The 16,489-nt window shown below is 54.7% G+C and carries 5 protein-coding genes and 2 pseudogenes; 1 reads left to right on the forward strand and 6 read right to left on the reverse strand.

The window, feature by feature from the left end:
• Positions 1–1,007 precede the first annotated feature (1,007 nt).
• The 4 genes and pseudogenes from J1782_RS26585 to J1782_RS22435 form a co-directional block, all read right to left on the reverse strand.
• Positions 1,008–1,709 (reverse strand): annotated as a pseudogene (locus J1782_RS26585) (VENN motif pre-toxin domain-containing protein); the annotation flags it as partial.
• A gap of 378 nt (positions 1,710–2,087) precedes the next feature.
• A complete protein-coding gene (locus J1782_RS22425) occupies positions 2,088–11,063 on the reverse strand; it encodes a hemagglutinin repeat-containing protein (RefSeq protein WP_217153928.1) in 8,976 nt (2,991 codons plus the stop codon).
• Positions 11,060–11,605 carry a toxin-activating lysine-acyltransferase gene (locus J1782_RS22430; protein WP_217153929.1) on the reverse strand — a complete coding sequence of 182 codons (546 nt, stop codon included), beginning with the start codon at positions 11,603–11,605 and terminating at the stop codon, positions 11,060–11,062. Before J1782_RS22430 ends, J1782_RS22425 begins: the two co-directional genes overlap by 4 nt.
• 9 nt (positions 11,606–11,614) lie before the next feature.
• Positions 11,615–13,270, reverse strand: a complete 1,656-nt coding sequence (locus tag J1782_RS22435) for a ShlB/FhaC/HecB family hemolysin secretion/activation protein (protein WP_217153973.1) — start codon at positions 13,268–13,270, stop codon at positions 11,615–11,617.
• 351 nt (positions 13,271–13,621) lie between these two features.
• Between J1782_RS22435 and J1782_RS22440 the strand changes: the two are divergent.
• Positions 13,622–13,894 (forward strand): annotated as a pseudogene (locus tag J1782_RS22440) (alpha/beta hydrolase fold domain-containing protein); the annotation flags it as partial.
• 95 nt (positions 13,895–13,989) lie between these two features.
• Here J1782_RS22440 and malG read toward each other — a convergent pair.
• On the reverse strand, positions 13,990–14,880 hold the full coding sequence (gene malG, locus J1782_RS22445; RefSeq protein WP_165061437.1) for a maltose ABC transporter permease MalG: 891 nt from the start codon (positions 14,878–14,880) through the stop codon (positions 13,990–13,992).
• Positions 14,881–14,893: 13 nt separating this feature from the next.
• Entirely contained in the window at positions 14,894–16,438 is a 1,545-nt protein-coding gene (gene malF, locus J1782_RS22450) for a maltose ABC transporter permease MalF (RefSeq protein WP_165061439.1), read from the reverse strand.
• Positions 16,439–16,489: the final 51 nt, after the last annotated feature.

Below are 16,489 nucleotides of genomic sequence, written 5' to 3' on the forward strand. Positions count from 1 at the left end.
TACGACCAAAAGGGAAAGGTTTCTCGAAATCCCAAATTAACCAACCTTTAAGTAAGTAAGAGAATAAACCTAAAATAATCAAGGTGATGCTGGTTATTAAACACACTATAAATAACCTCCAAAGTTGTCTATTAAGATTATTTAGAGGCATCATTTCCTCCTTGAGGAATTTTGTTTAATCCATCACCAACCACACCGGAAGTAAATGAATCACCCGCATTACCGATTATCGATGGAATAGAACTCTGAGGTGCGGGTTTGGTAATTGTCCATACGCCAGTTGGCACCCACTCATATTGTTTTGACACTGGATTCAAAATCTTATCCGCTGGAACCTTGATTATATTACCGGCAGCATAGCCAGCCCCGGTACCAGCCTTACTCACTAACGCCGCCATGAATGGATCATCACCTTTAATTTCAGCCTGATAATAGCCACCGGCAGTGTTCCATGTCATTACCGGATTATAACCTTTACCAGCGGTAATAGCCCCAATAACACCAGAACCAATCAAGTCTGACAGGTTTACTTTTCCAGTTGTACCATATTGAATGCCAGCCCCCAATCCAACACCTACAGCGAAAAGTTGCTCTTTAGTGTTATTCACAGCATTAGTAATAATTGCTTTCCCGCCCATTACCGCTATCGGCCAAGAAGTTGGGGTCATTACCACATCCATAACCCGATCACCTGTCGTGATATTATCCTTAAGGAATTTTAGATCCGAGCCGTTAAGATATTTCACAATCGCAGCCGCATCAGGATCTTTCAATTTCTCATTCAACCTTACCTGATGCTCATTAGCATCCAAGGCCACGTTAGTGTCTGCTTGGATCAGTTCTTCCCAGGTTATACAAGCAACACCGCCACCGGTGCAGGCTTCAACCAATTCCTTACTATTTTTATTACTGATGTTGATGTATTTCTCGACAACCTTATTGCAGTTACTACCAGAGGCTTTACAATCTTGCATTTCTTGATCAAGCTGACGAGACTCTTTTTCGCTCAGATAATTATTCTCAACTGTCATCTTACCCGCCTGAGCCGCAGCGACAGTATCAGCACTGCTGTCGCCAACCAAGCCACCCGCAAGGCCCGCTGCCAGTGTCGCCAGCGCGCTAACCGTTTGTTTTTCGGTTTCGCTCAGATCTTTGACATTTTTGTTGTAAATCTGGCTGGCGAGCATGCCCGCCATTTCAGCCGTGGCAGCCCCCGCAGCACCCACCAATTCGTTATTCCCTTGAGCGGCAGCGAGTGCGGCGTTCACGGCAGCATGTGCCAGAACTTTACCTGTATCGTCAAGGCCGCTGCTGCCGATAATGTTCGCAATGTAAGGTGCAGCTCCACCTGCTGCCGCCTTGGCGATATCACCGCCCGCCAGCCCCTGTACCACAGCGGTAGCCGCCTGGAGCGCCTGCTGAACCTTACCGCCCGTTCCGAATCCGCTGTCGGTGAAGGCCTGATTGTAGGAATTCTGGTAAGCCTGACTGCTGATATCGTCGGTGGTGGGCTCTTTGCCCCGGTTTGCTTTCCGCCACTCTGCTTCCGCCGTTTTCAGCTGGTCCGGTGAGACATCCTTCATTTTCTCATTTGCGGCTTTCGTCGCTATTATCTGCCCCTGTGTCCGCGCAATATCCATTGTCTGATTGCCGATTTCCCCAATCAGCTGCGCCTCTTTCAGCCGGTTCTGCTCCTTCTCTTTATCAAAAAAGGTAAGTGGCTGGAAGAGATAGAGTTAGCACCGGACAAGACTTGAGTATTACGGCTGAGAACGGGTGTTTGTTTATCAGGGTTGCGGTGAACGTCTGAGGCTGTAAAACAAAATCCCGCTGCTGAGGGCGGGATTTTTTGCTCTATAGAATACCGAACCTACGCATGCACCACATCGAGCCACCCGATATAGTTCCTATTACTAAACCTATCTTTAAGGCATACAAAAAATCGCTAAAGCTATAGCTGAAGGCTAAGCCTTCCTTCAGTTGATAGATATATGCCGCCGTTATCTGAATGATGGTGACTAAAATAAACATCGATAATGATGCAACGCAGATAAGCAACAGGAGCATGCTTAAGGTCATTAAGCTTTTCATTTGCCCGCCTTTTTCTCATCAAGTTTTTGAATGATATTAGAAGTTGCTTCAGACACTCCAGTACCCCACATCCCACCCCAAATCCCAGGATATGGACTCAATTTCACATCTGAGTTGATAAACGCCCCCGCATAAATCGGTTCATCCATGTATTTCAGAGCGTTCTGACTCACTGACATACCGATCTTTCTCTCGATCTCTTTCTTCATCAGTTGACTGGTAATGCCTGCACTGACCCCATACCCGAATGTTGACCCCAAAACGGCCCCTGTAATTGAGCCCGTAGGATCTTTACCATCCAGCGTACTGGATATATAGGCCGTCCCGGCGCTTATTCCTACCGTCGGCACTAAGCTTGCACCCGCAGACTTCCATCCACCAATACTGGCAATTAAGAAGTTCTGATAGCTAAACGGATCATCTGATAGTAACTGACTAGTTGCATTCGCCGCCCCACTGAGCCCTGTACTGATAACTTTAGTCGCCATACTCGCAGCACCACCCATCATTGATGTTCCTGCTGTGACCGCAAGGAAAGTATAGGATTTCTCAAGTTCATCTTTTTGACGACATGCACTAGGATCACCGGCGCTGCAACCATTAAGAGCCTTCCCATACTGCTCAGAAAGTACCCGTACCTGTTGGTCTGTCGACGGATTGTCAGCCCAGTTAAAGTTCGCTTCATTTTGAGCAGCTTTTCCACCATCCATCGCTGAACTCGTGTCACCACCAACGATCCCGCCGGCCAATCCGCCTGCAAGCGTAGCCAATGCGGTCACAGTTTGTTTTTCCTGCTCCGTCAATTGATCAACGCTACGGTCGCCATAAAGCTGAGTTCTAATGTACTCAGCTCCCGCTGCTGATATTCCAGCGCCAGATGCCCCTGCTAGTGCATTGCCACCTTGTAACTCAGCAGATACAGCCCCTAGTACTATATGTGCCATCACTCGACTTTCTTCATCCGGCGCCACTTTCTTAATCACCTCCGCCAGATACGGTGCGGCACCTCCGGCAAGGGCCGCTTTGATATCACCGCCCGCCAGCCCCTGTATTGCCGCCGTCGCCGCTGACAGACCCTGCTGCAGCGCGCTGCCCGTCCCGTATTTCGCCATCTCTGTTTTATAAACGTCTGTCTTGCGCAGCTCCTCAGCTGTCATATCAGGGTGCGCTTTCTTCGCCTCGCTCAGCCCGTTCAGGTCACCCTGCGTCCGCGCAATGTCCATCGCCTGAACACCAATTTCCCCAATCAGCTGCGCCTCTTTCAGCCGGTTCTGCTCCTTCTCTTTATCAAAGATAGGGGAGAGAGTCTGGTTGGCGTGCTCGACGTCACGGCTCAGGTTACCCACGTCCTGCTTCTGATTGTCCTTATCGCGGATTGTTATCGTGCCTTCACTCATCGCCGATTTCGTTGTTGAGCTATCGCTTCCGCTGCCGTTAACGCCCACCAGCAGGCCGTTGGCCATATTCCCCACGAACTGTCCGCCGATGTTGCCACCCGAGCTAATCCCCACGCTTTGGTGTTCGACTTCATATTCGGCGCTGTTGTGGATATCGCTGAATCCTAACGTGCCGGTGTCGAGTTTGTTCAGGCTGGTATCCGCCGTCGAGCCAATAACCGCACCGTTGAGCTGCGTATGTTCACCGACGGTGATATCAAAGCCGCCCTTGCCGGCGAAGATACCTGTCTGCTCCTGCACACTCTCGTATGTGCTGTGCATTTTGTCCCGGCTCAGGTTCACTGAACCGCTGCCGCCGCTCATGCTCACACTGCCGCCCGCGCTGGCGTTCTGCTGCTTCGAATCGTAGTTGTCGGTATCCTGCTCGCTGGTCAGGGTCAGGTTACGCCCCACGTCCATCGTGACTTTTTCGCCACTGACCTGTGCGCCGGTCAGCGTCGTGTCGCGGCCGCTGCTGATGGTCAGGTTATTCCCTGCATTGACGGTGGTTTCATTATGACTGGTGCCGTTGCCGGTCTCAGATCCTTTGCCTTTATTGGCGCTGGCGTTCAGGGATAATCCATTCGCCCCCTGACCGAAGTTGATGCCCACGCCCACTGATGCCCCGTGGCTTTCATTTTTGCCTTCAAGCGTCTGGCTGTTCAGCCCGGAGTAAAGGTTCACGTCCCGCGCTGCACTCAGGCCGACATCTTTACCGGCCTGTAACTGGCTGCCCTGAACGTTAATATCGGTTCCGGTCGCGTGAATGTTAAGGTTATTGCCTGCCGTAAGCTGGCTGCCCTGACTCTGATTCTGCGTGCTGGTCTGCGTTGATTTAGACGACTGGCTGCCGTACGAAAGGTTGACGCCTATCATGCTGCCTTCACTGCCGCCCGCTTCGGCCAGAGACGCCGCCTGTGCGGCCTGCACGCCGCTGAGTGCCGATTTCATTCCCCGCAGGGCGGCCAGACGACCGCTGCTTTCCGTACTGGCATCGTTGGCGCTCGACACCGCCGTATTAATCGCGCTGCCCACCGTACCGGACAGGGCCAGCGTCAGGCCGCTCTGTTTTTGTTCCACCGTATGCGTCTGCGAACTTTGGTTATCTGCCGCCAGAATGTTCACGTCTTTACCGGTCAGGTTCAGGTCTTTTCCTGCCAGCACGTCTGAGCCTTTCACGGTCAGGCCGTTGCCCGCCGTCAGATTAACATTGCCCTGCGTGCTGCCGACGGTGCTGCCCGTGCTGCTCAGGGTTTTGCCATCGTCGGTGGTTTTCAGGCTATTGGTTCCGATACTGAAGCCAATGCCACCGGTGCCGGAAAGGCCCGATTTTTTCTCGCTGTAAAGGTGTGATTCTTGCTGCTCAGTGGTGGCGGACAGAATGTTGAGGTTGTTTCCGGCAGTAAGACTGACATCCTGCGTACCGACCACGTTGCTGCCGGTGACGGTCAGGTCATGCCCGGCCTTCACATTTACGCTGTCACTGCTCAGCTGGCTACCGCTGGCGGTCTGGTTATTGAAGCTGTCCCGCACTTCGGTGGTGGTTTTCGAGCCCAGGCTGCTGCTGCCGGTCGCTTTATAATGCTGATCGAAGGTCTCAGTATCGGTGCCGTGCTGAATGCTGATGTCATTGCCTGCGGCCACGCTGAGCTGCTGGCCGGCGGAGATATTACCTGCCCTCACATTCACATTATTTCCGGCGACCATTTGTACATCACCCGCGCCAATCACGTCACTGCCAACCTGCTGGCTGCTGGACTGGTGCAGCCAGTTATCTCCCCAGTTGAGGTTATCCGTGCTGCCGGTGGTCACCGTGTTCAGATTGAGGTCACGGCCTGCCACAACGGACGTCATGCCGCCATCGCCACTATTGATAACCTGCGCACCCGTCAGATTGATATCGCGACCGGCCTGCAAAGCGAGGGTGCCATCCGGTTGCTGAACGTAGAAACCGGCTACGCGGTCAATGGTGTTGCGGGCAAAGTCGCCACCGGCACTCTCTGCGCTGCGCGTGGTGGTGAGGGCGTTAATGTCCCGACCGGCAAGAACGGACAGACTCTCGTTGCCCGAGAACATGCCGCCCACGTTGTTGATGTCCGTACGCGCCTGCACGGCGACATCATTCCCCTGGATAAGCCCACCCAGATTATTGATATTGTCGGCCAGGATTTGGGTGTTTTGCTGCCCGGTGATACGCCCGCTGTTGGTCAGGTCGCCGCTCAGATTCAGACTGACATTTTTACCGGCCAGCAGTGCGCCGCTGCCATCCACATCACCGGCATGAACCATGGCGTACACCTGCGGTACCAGCACCTGTTGCATGCTGCCATCGGCAAGACGGACGGTTTGCGCGACCAGCCAGACCATATCGCCGGTCATATGACTCATCTGTTCGGCGGTCAGCGCCACGCCCAGCGTCAGGTTATATTTCTGACCAAAGACGATGCCTTCATTCATCAACGCTTTGTACTGTTCTTCATCACTCTGCGCGCCATTAAGATAGCGCTGTCCCGTCAGGGCAATAACCTGTTCGCGGATAAGCCGCTGCTCGTAATACCCGTCGCCCAGACGTTTAAGTACATTGTCGGTATTGCGGCTAAAGGCGTCCATCATGTAGTCGGAGCCCAGCCATTTTTTCTGGTCAGTAAAGCGCGGATCGGTTTCCACCAGGTAAGGGCTGGTACTTTCCGGATGCGTCCGGAACAGGCTGTTATCCGGCAGGCGGGTGTTTGGCCCGATGGCGCGAACAACGCTTTCCGAACTCCCGGTTTTCACTTCGAATGTTTTACCGGCGGGCAGGGTAATCGCGCCTGGTATGACCGTGATTAAACTGCCCGCATTAGGCCCCGAATTGGGCAGAATATTCAGGCTGTCTGCGCGTTGAATATTACCGTTAATATCACCGTTCTGGTGATCTGCAATGCTCAAACCACTGCCTTGCCCCTGAGTATATTCCTGCACCGTGCTGGGTTTAAGGGTGATGGCCTGGATCACCGTCGGCGGCACGTAATCTCTCGTGTCAACGTTTGAAGAATCGCCGCCTTTGCTTTGATGACGGGAATAGAAAACGGCTTTACCCACATCGTTGGTCTGCCGGTTGGCTTCGACCTCCACGTTATTGACGGTGGTTCCCTGAAGTGCCAGTGCACCACCGGCCACAATCTGGCTCTTGTCGTTGAGTACATCATTGGCATTGATGCTGAGGTTGCCACCCGCAATAATCTTCGCCGGGTCTGTTTCTTTGACCCGGTCTTCCGTGATGGTGCGGGTGTAAGCGTAATGAGTGAAGCGGTCACCGTCGGTGGTGTGACAGATAACGCCTTCAATACAAAGAATATTGACCTCATCCTGATAGATGTAGATGGTGTAATCTTTGTCGTTATAGCGCACGCCATTTTTCAGACGAGAGACCTCATACTCAGAAATGTCTTCCTGAGAAACCCGTACATTCTCCAGTGAGAAGTGGTCATTGATATTGTTAATGCTGGCAATGTTCAGCGCCATATCCCCCGCAGATTCGAGGGTCGCGCTGTGGTTGTTCAGCGTCGTGGCCTGACCGGTGGCCTGCCAGTCACCATTGAGCGCGCCGCCGACGGCCATCAGACCGTCGCTGTAGATCAGTGCGTGATCGCGGTTATTGATGGTCGTCGCGCCGATATCCAGCCGCTGCCGTGCCGCAATAGTCGCTGCCTGCCCATTCTCCGCCAGGTTGTTCAGCGTGCCGGTGCCAATGGCCAGCGCGTCACCGTAGATGCGCCCGCTGCCAATATTACTGACGGTCTGCCCGTTGATGCGGGTGTAAAAACCGTCAATAAGCCCGTAATTGGTGACCGTTTGCGCCGCATTCACCTGCGTGGTGCCTGCGTTGATTTCTGCTGCCGCGCCATTGAAGATGTTGTTTGCCGACAAGGTGAGGGTGCTGCCAGCCTGGATTAATGACTGGTTGGTCAGATTGCCTTGTGTCGTCAGACTCAGATTGTTGTTGGCCTGGAGGCTGCCGGTGTTGAGAAAGTCCTGCGCCAGATTGAGCGTCAGGTCGCCCAGCGATAAAAGTTTACCGTCTCCGGTCATTGCGTCGCCGGACAGGCGGATAAGTTTGCCCGCCTCAATATTCCCGGCGCTGTTAATAATTTGCTGAGCCTGTCCGTCCAGATTGTTTTGCGAACTGAGCAGGCCGGTGCTGTTATTGAATACGCCGCCGAGGTTCAGATTAAGGCCGTCGTCGGCCAGCATTTGCCCGTTACTGTTGTCCAGATCGGTGCCATTGAGAGTCAGCGTGTTGCCCTGGATCCCCAGACCGGCGGCGCGGGTATTTTGATTGAGCGCCTGTACTGCGTTGAGGGTGACATTGGCTGCACCGTGGATGAGGCCTGCACCGTTATCAATCACCGATTGCGCCGCGCTGAGGACCATATCCCCCAGTGACTGGATTTGCCCCTGCTGGTTATTAATGTTGCCTGCCGTAAGACTCAGCGCACGTTTGCTGGCAACTTGCCCCTGCTGGCTGTTATCGAATGCGGCAGTGGTGAGTGACATTGCACCGCCGGATGCCAGCAATCCCTGTTGGTTATTCAGGCTGGCACTATCGAGACTCAGTGTGTCCTGCGCGCTCAGCGTGCCGCCAAGATTGGTCAGCGCAAAACCCTGTGTATTCCACTGTAATTTTTGCCCGGACTGTAATGTGCCCCATTGATTGTCCAGCGCGTGGCTCATGGCAACGATATCGCCCAGCGCCACAATCTGCCCCTGCTGATTATTTACTTTTTCCGCACTGAGGGTCATTTGCCCGTTGCCAATCATCGCGCCTTGCTGGTTGTCCAGCGCACCGGCTTTTACGGTCAGATTGCCCTGACTGGTGATGCCGCCCGTGCTGCCGCTGCGGTTGTTACTCAGGGTTGCCCCCTGCGTATCCATCAGCAGATTTTTAGCGCTCTGAATAAGCCCGCCATCGTTGTTTTGCAGGCCGCGGTTGGTCAGTGAAAGATCGCCCAGTGCGGAGATTTGACCGCCATCATTATTGAGCAACGACGTTTGCAGCGAGATATCGCCGCCAGCCACAACTTTGCCACTCTGATTGTCGAATTCGTCGCTGTCTGCCGACAGCGGCCCCTTGGCGACAATTTGCCCCGATGATGTGTTATCGATGCGCTGGCCGTGGGTATTCAGCGTTAATGCTTCGCCGGATTGCACCAGACCGCCCTGATTGTTCAGCGCGCCGCTGCTCAGGGAAATGGTCTTATCGGCCAGCCATTTGCCCGCCTGATTATTCAGATTGCCGGTGGAGGCCGTCAGCGATTGCGCCGCAATTTGTCCGTTGTGGTTATCGATATCACCCGTCACGAGGTTCATGCTGCCCGCGCTGATGATGCCACCCTGAGCACCGCTGTCAGCATTAAGTAAGGCTGCGCCCCGGCTATTGAGATTTAACTCAGCCCCTGACTGGATCAGGCCGCCGCGGTTATCCACTGCGCCGCTCAGTGAGGTTAAATCCCCTCCGGCGGCAATAATGCCAGCGCGGTTGTTGAGTGTGTCTCTGAGCATCAGTTGCAGGTTATTTTGGTCAGCTGCAATCAGCTGTCCCTGCTGGTTATTCAGTTGCGCGGCGCTAAGCGACAATGCGCCTTTTGAGGTGACAGCACCACCCGGGTTATCGAACAGTCCGGTGACGTTCAGATTCATCGGCCCGCTGCCGCTTTGCGTCATCTGACCTGAGTGGTGTGAAACCGTACCGGCATTCAGTGTAATTCCTGCTGCCTGCGTCACCGCATTATCAAGGTTCAGGGCCGAACCGTTCAGGCCTAATGCACCGTTGCTGACCAACGTGCCCTGTGCGCCGTCCATCTGGCCGGTATTCACCGTAAGCTGGCCGTCTCCGGCATGTAAAATTGTCCCCTGCTGGTTTTCCAGCGTGGCGCTGGTTAAGGTCAGATTTTTGCTGTTACTGGCGAGTGTGCCTTCACGGTTGTTAATCCCCCCGGCATGAGAGAGTTGCAGGTCCTGTTGCCCCAGCTGCTGCACCGTGCCTTTCTGGTTCGAAAGGCGGTTCGCAGTCAGGCTAAGCTGGTCGGCGGCAATTTTCCCGCCGTCATTGTTGAGCGTTCCCCGCGTGCTGGCTGTCAGCTGATGTGTGGCGGAAAGATTGGCGTTTGCTGTGCTGATATCACCGGTGCTGGCCTGCAATGCAATCGTGTCGCCATAGGTCTGGCTACCGCTGAGATCAACAGACGTGGCACTGGCGTTCAGCTGTCCACCGGCCATATTTTGCCCGCCGGCCTTTAATTCACCACGGCTGGTCAGCGTTACATTCCCGGACGATGCCAGTTTGCCGTCGCTGGCAACACCGGCCGCGAGCACGCTCTGTGCGCCGCTGTTAATATTGCCTGCCGAAATGCGGGTGTCTGCGCCTGCGGCAATAAGGCCGGTGTTACTGAGGCTTGCCTGGCTTGTGATATCCGTATTGCCCGCTGCATAAACTTTGCCCTGGTTATCCACCGCCGCCGTTGCGGCCAGCTGTATATTTTGCGACGCATTGATGGTGCCGCTGTTGGTCAGCGTGCCGTCGGCATTGACCACCACATCACCGGCCGACGCGCCCAGCGCTCCGGCATTGTGAACGCCGACGCCGGATTCCGTCCCCATCAGGCGAATTTTGTTGGCGTACATGCCGCCAAGCTGCGAGACATCAACCGCAAGCGATGGGCGGACGCTGCCGTCATCCGCTTTTTTATCAATGCGCTGGTGCGCAGCATCGACCTGATTACGCCCGGTCGTCACGTTCAGTTCCTTCGCCCAGATACCGGCGTTCACTTTGACGGCGCGTGAAATTAGATCGGTGCTGTCCTGCTGGCTGCTGTCCAGCCCGTTGCCCTGAATAACAATTTCGCCCCGGTCAACGTTGTAGCCTGTCAACTGACCATTATTCATCTGTGCCTGACCGGTAGTCAGCGTGGCACGGTTGGCGTTAATAAAACCGCAGCCGTTACAGGTGATACCCGACGGGTTGGCAATCACCACCTGCGCCTTTCGCCCGGCGACTTCAATAAAACCGTTGAGCTGGCTGGGGTCGCGTGCATTCACTTCATTGAGAATGACCTTCGCTTCGTCCTTTGCCAGCCACGGGTTGCCGTTAACCATTCCGGCAATTTGTGTTTGGGTGTTGCCGTGTGAGTTATTGAGCACCACGCCTTTTTTATCCACATCGAACTGGCTGTAAACGTTGCGCGAAACACCGGCTGCGCTGGGGGTCTGGATATTCACCTGCGGGGTGCCGTTGGCGCTGTTAATAATGGTCGGTTGCTGGCCGCCCGGCGCACTGCCATCAGCGACGATTCCCGCCTGCACCGGCTGGACAGCCCCCAGCGCCAGCAGCAAGGCAAAACTCACGCCATGAACTTTACCCACCAGCTGGCTGAGGGTATGACCGGTCCCGGATGAGGACGACGATGCGCCCGCCCGGCCTGCGCCGGCAATATCCGCCACGACCATCAGCAGGCCACGCGCTTTGTTGAAAACAATACGGTAGAGATTCTTATTCATGACAGCGTCCTTACTGGCATTTCGATAACAGGGACAGACAGCGGATGTACATCACGCCAGGCTCTGGCCTGCTGATGACTGACACGGTCGCCTTTGAAATTGATGACCCGCTGGCCTTTTTCAGCCCCGCGGTGATAGAGCGCCCGGAAGCAGCATTCGGGAAAAAGGGTATTGCAGACCAGGCGACGCATAGCCATCGTGTCGCCAAAAGGCGCGATCCAGTCACGGATCCACATTCGTTCGCCGCTGGCCCAGTCACGATCCTGCACGCTGATCGCCGGTTGTGTCAGGTAGCGCTGTTCGGCGATGTCGTCCAGCCACATCCAGCTGAGGAAAAACAGCGGCGTCGCGTCGCGGCTGACTAAGGCATATTGCTGCCTTTTAATAATGGGCAGAAGCACTGTTGGCAGCGCATGCAGAGGCAAGTCACGATGCTGAGCCGAGTGCATCCATAACCAGACGGCGGCACCCAAAACTTCAGCTTCACTCATATCCCCACCAACGATCATGGGTGAATGAACTTCATAAGACCCAATTTGCATCCCTGCCTCTCAATACTGCCAGTTGAGGTTAAAGCCCAGCGAAACCGGATCGGTGCTAAAGCCGTCAGGTTTGGAGAACGGCACGGCGGCAAACAGGTCATAGCCTGTTTTAAATGCTGAACCGTGAATACCGATAGCGCCCCCGGCCAGGTGGTTGCCCACCAGATATTGCGTGCCGTTTCCGCCCACTTCGCCGTAGTCAACGCCCAGATAAAGCTCCTGTGCCGGAACCGGCGTAGCCCAGGCGATATCATTGCGAACAAACCAGCCGCGGTCGGCGTTCAGCGTGCGTTCGCCGTCAAAACCGCGCACTGTCCAGCGGTTACCGATAGCAAACTGATCCTGCGGCGTCAGCGGCGTATTGCTGAACTGGCGCTGGTACTGCACGTTGTAATGGAATTTTTGGTTAGCCAGCGCGAAAGGAATGTCGAGCTGAGACGAAATCTGTACGATTTTGCTCAGTGCCGTGGCGTCGCCGAAACTCTCCTCCGGCGCAGGCATTGCACCGAACCAGCGGGTGCCCCGCTGATAGCTGATGCCCGCATCCAGGGTGGCCTGAGCAATATAGTGACGATGTTGCAGGCCGACGCGCCATCCGGCAGTGCGGCGGCGCTGCACTTCAACTTCCGTATCATCAATGTAATTTTTTGATTCGCGGGCCAGCACATCGTAAGTCAGGGTGGTTTTCTGGCTACCGTTACGATGCAGAACACGGCTGACCTGAAAATCGACGTTGTTGCTTTTACCGCTGTAGCGGTAATCACTGTTCAGACCGGCCACCGTCTGGTGGTAGTCATAGCTGTTGGCTGTGAGGCCAAACATCCAGTATCCGAAAGGTACGGAATAGTGACCTGTGATGTTATCCGAGCCTTTTCCGCCTTTACTTTCCAGACTGCTGCTGCCGGAGAGATAGAACAAATCGCTGAGTGAAAAAGGGTTATCCAGCGACAGCGTCAGACCGCCCTGATAACGCCCGGTGCTGCGGGTACCGGAATCATCCAGTGAAGCACCCACCCTCCACATGCGCTGCTGTTGCCAGTGCAAGGCAATATCACTCTCCCCCGGCTGACTGCCGGGTAAAATTTCCATGTTGGCTTGCACCGTAGGCAGCCGTTGTAAATTCTCCAGCCCCTGTTCGATATCGCGCAGATCTAAAAGCTGGCCTTCATGGGCGGGAAACGCACTGTACAACGTAATGTAGTGACCGCTGTCCGGCGTCAGTTTTACCTGGCGGACTTTACCCGGCACCACGGTCAGTTTGAGTTCGCCACTGTTGAGATCCTGCTGCGGAGCCAGCACGCGGGTCGTGATGTAGCCGTGATCCACCAGGAGGTTTTGCAACGTGCTCATCAGCAGGTTGATGCCTTTCCCGCCCAGACAGTGGCCCAGCGCCTGATTACTGATGTGTTGTAACGGCAACCAGTGCGGCAGGGCGTCTGTGCCCGAAAGGGTGACCTGCGAAATTGTAAAGCACGGAGTTTCCTGCGGGAAAATGATGCGACCAAAACTCCCCGAAGGCGGAGAAAGGCGAACGTCAGGCGCGTTGGGGGTCAGGCGTTGCTCTAATGCCCGCTGCTGTTCCTGCTGATGAATAAGCTGCCGGTCACCGGCGGTGAGGGCGCGTTCAGGGTTATTTCCCGCAGCATTTGGCACCGCTGAATTCATCAGAGGTGTAGGACCCTCAGGGGCGGCAAACAAAGGCAATGACCATAGCGCCAGCAGGGCAAAACAGGGGCGGCAACGCGCCAGATGAGCGGGGTAAATCACAACATATCCTTATGTATGGAACGCAAAAACATCCCTTTTTATGTCTTACTTATTTTCATAAATTTACACTTTACGTACAAAATATCAATTAAATGGTCAGGGACTATACAAAAAAATTCAAAATTAAGATTAGTCACCCTGTATCCCTTTTTGCGAATACATGACACCACAACGATCCTTAACTATTTGAGCGCTAAGGGTTATGAAAAGGAGCCGCCGTGAAGTCGGAGAATTTAAACCGGAATATGATATTTTCCTGACACGGATTTTATGCATCCCGAAGTCAGTCCGTTATGGCGTGATGATTTCTCCGGGCTGCCGCCGGTGTATATCATTACAGCCGAATACGATCCGTTATGCGATGAAGGTGAAATGTTGTTTACCCGACTGACGGAACAGGGCGTCAGCTGCACAGCGCAGCGTTATCCGGGCGTTATCCACGGTTTTTTCCAGCTTGGCGGAATCAGCCAGACGGCGCGAAATGCCATGCGCGATATCGCAGCCCGCCTCAGCACTCTGTAAGCCATGAATTTTCAGACAAAAAAAAGCGGCCTGTCAGGCCGCTGAAGACACAGGGAATCAAACAAATGGAACAAGCGCATTAGATTTTAAAACAGTTAACCTTTCACCCCGCCTGCCGTCAGGCCGCCGACCAGCCAGCGTTGGGCTATCAGGAACACTGCCGTAATCGGGATGGCAGACAGAATTGCGGCAGCCGCGAAGTCGCCCCACAGGTAGTTTTGCGGGTTGAGATACTGCTGCATACCCACCGCCAGGGTGTAGCTGTTCACGTCGCGCAGTAACAGCGATGCTACCGGCACTTCGGTAATCGCTGCGATGAATGACAGAATAAAGACCACTGCCAGAATCGGCACCGACAGCGGCAGCAGCACCAGGCGGAAGGCCTGCCACGGAGTGGCACCGTCGAGTGAGGCGGCTTCTTCCAGCGAGCCGTCGATGGTTTCGAAATACCCTTTGATGGTCCAGACGTGCAATGCGATGCCGCCCATATACGCGAAGATCACGCCGCCGTGGGTGTTCAGCCCGAGGAACGGCACGTACATGCCGAGGCGGTCGAAAAGGGCGTATAACGCCACCAGAGAAAGGACCGCCGGGAACATCTGGAAGATCAGCATCCCTTTAAGCAGCGAGCTTTTACCGCGGAATTTCATACGGGCAAAGGCGTAGGCGCAGGTAGTGGAAAGCGCCACGATCCCGACGGCGGTGATCCCGGCGATCTTGATCGAGTTCCACAACCACAGCATCACAGGGAAGGGCGGCGGCGTAATGCTGCCGTCACTGTTGGTCACTGCAATTCCCAGCGCCAGTTTCCAGTGATCCCACGAGACCTGATCGGGGATCAGGCTGCCGGTGGCGAAGTTACCCGGCCGCAGCGAGATGGCGAACACCATCAGCAGCGGGAACAGGATCAGCGCCAGAAAGCACAGCAGCAAAAGATGCGTCACCAGTAATCTGACTTTTTGCGACTTAGGCTTAACCATTGGCATTTTCTGTTTCTCCTCAGTCGAATTTCATGCGTGAAGCTTTCAGGTTCACGATAGCCAGCGCGCCTACCAGCAGGAAGATCAGCGTGGCAATCGCCGCCGCCAGCCCGAAGTCCTGCCCGCCGCCACCTTCGAAGGCGATGCGGTAGGTATAACTGACCAGCAAATCGGTGTGTCCGGCCGGTGTGGTGGTGCCGAGCATGTCCGGGCCGCCGTTGGTCAGCAGCTGGATCAGCACGAAGTTATTAAAGTTAAAGGCAAAACTGGCGATCATCAGCGGCGTCAGCGGCTTGATTAACAGCGGCAGCGTGATGCGGAAAAAATTCTGCATCGGCGTGGCACCGTCCATTGCCGACGCCTCATAAAGGTCGTCAGGAATGGCTTTCAGCAGGCCCATGCACAGGATCATCATGTACGGATAACCGAGCCAGGTGTTGACGATAATGATCATGCTTTTGGCGGTCATCGGATCGCTGAACCACGCCGGTTTGATACCAAACAACGCGCTGAGCATCAGGTTGATTTCCCCGAAGCTCTGGTTGAATAACCCTTTGAAAATCAGTATCGAAATAAAAGCCGGAACCGCATAGGGCAGGATCAGCAGGATGCGGTACGCTGCTTTGCCTTTAAGCTCTTCCCACTGCACGACGCAGGCCAGCACCATGCCGACGGCGACGGTCAGCACCACGGTCAGCAGCGCGAAAACAATCGTCCAGACGAAAATAGACAGGAAGGGTTTTTGGATCCCTTCGTCATGCAGTACACGCAGGAAATTTCCCCAGCCGATCCCGACGGTAAAACCGGGGCTGAGTTGTTCGGCCTGCCATTCACCCTGCGAATTCACTGCCTGATAGAAACCGGTTTTCATGTTCGGGCGATAAATCGTGCCAGTCTGTACGTTGGTCAGCTGCTTATGGTCTTCGCCCAGCTTGTACAGCGGCTGCGTGCCGGAGAACTGGCGCAGGGAACTCATGCGCAGCGTTTCGCCGTCGGGTAAGTGAGCCGAAAGCTGGCCCAGCGCCGCCCGGTTTTGAGTTACTACGCGCAGCCCGGCTTTTTCAGCAGAAGGGGCAGTTTGCGGAAGCATCTCCAGCGTTTGTGGCGCAGAAGCGTTAAAGGCGAAAGGTGGAGAAACCAGCGTCTCGCTGTTATCCGCTGACGTCAGCGCCAGCTGCCATTTATCACCTGCCGGATAGAGGGCAAAGTTCAGCGCTTTTCCGCCCTGAAACTCACGTCCCATCAGAACGGATTGCGTACGTTCGAACGTCAGCTGGTTGGTGCTGCTGTAGTTGGTGAAGGCGATCGCGATGGTACAAATCAGCGGGAACAGGACAAACAGCCCCATTCCTGCAAGTCCAGGGTAAACGTAGCGCCATGAATACGCGTGACGGTTACCGTAAATGTATAGGCCGAGGCTGGACAGTATCAGCGTCAGAACGGCAAAAAGGGTTTCACCCTGCGCATACATCAGCACGATCAGATAACCGGTAAAGCAGGCGAGCAGGCTGATCACCAGCCATTTTAACGCAGTGCTGAACGGCCGTTTTTTTCGAGCATTCATAGGGAAATCCTTTTATTCACGGCGCGGAACCCGTGAGTCCCGCACCGTTCA

It is taken from the genome of Rahnella sp. BCC 1045 (assembly GCF_019049615.1).
Classification (GTDB): Bacteria; Pseudomonadota; Gammaproteobacteria; order Enterobacterales; family Enterobacteriaceae; genus Rahnella; species Rahnella contaminans.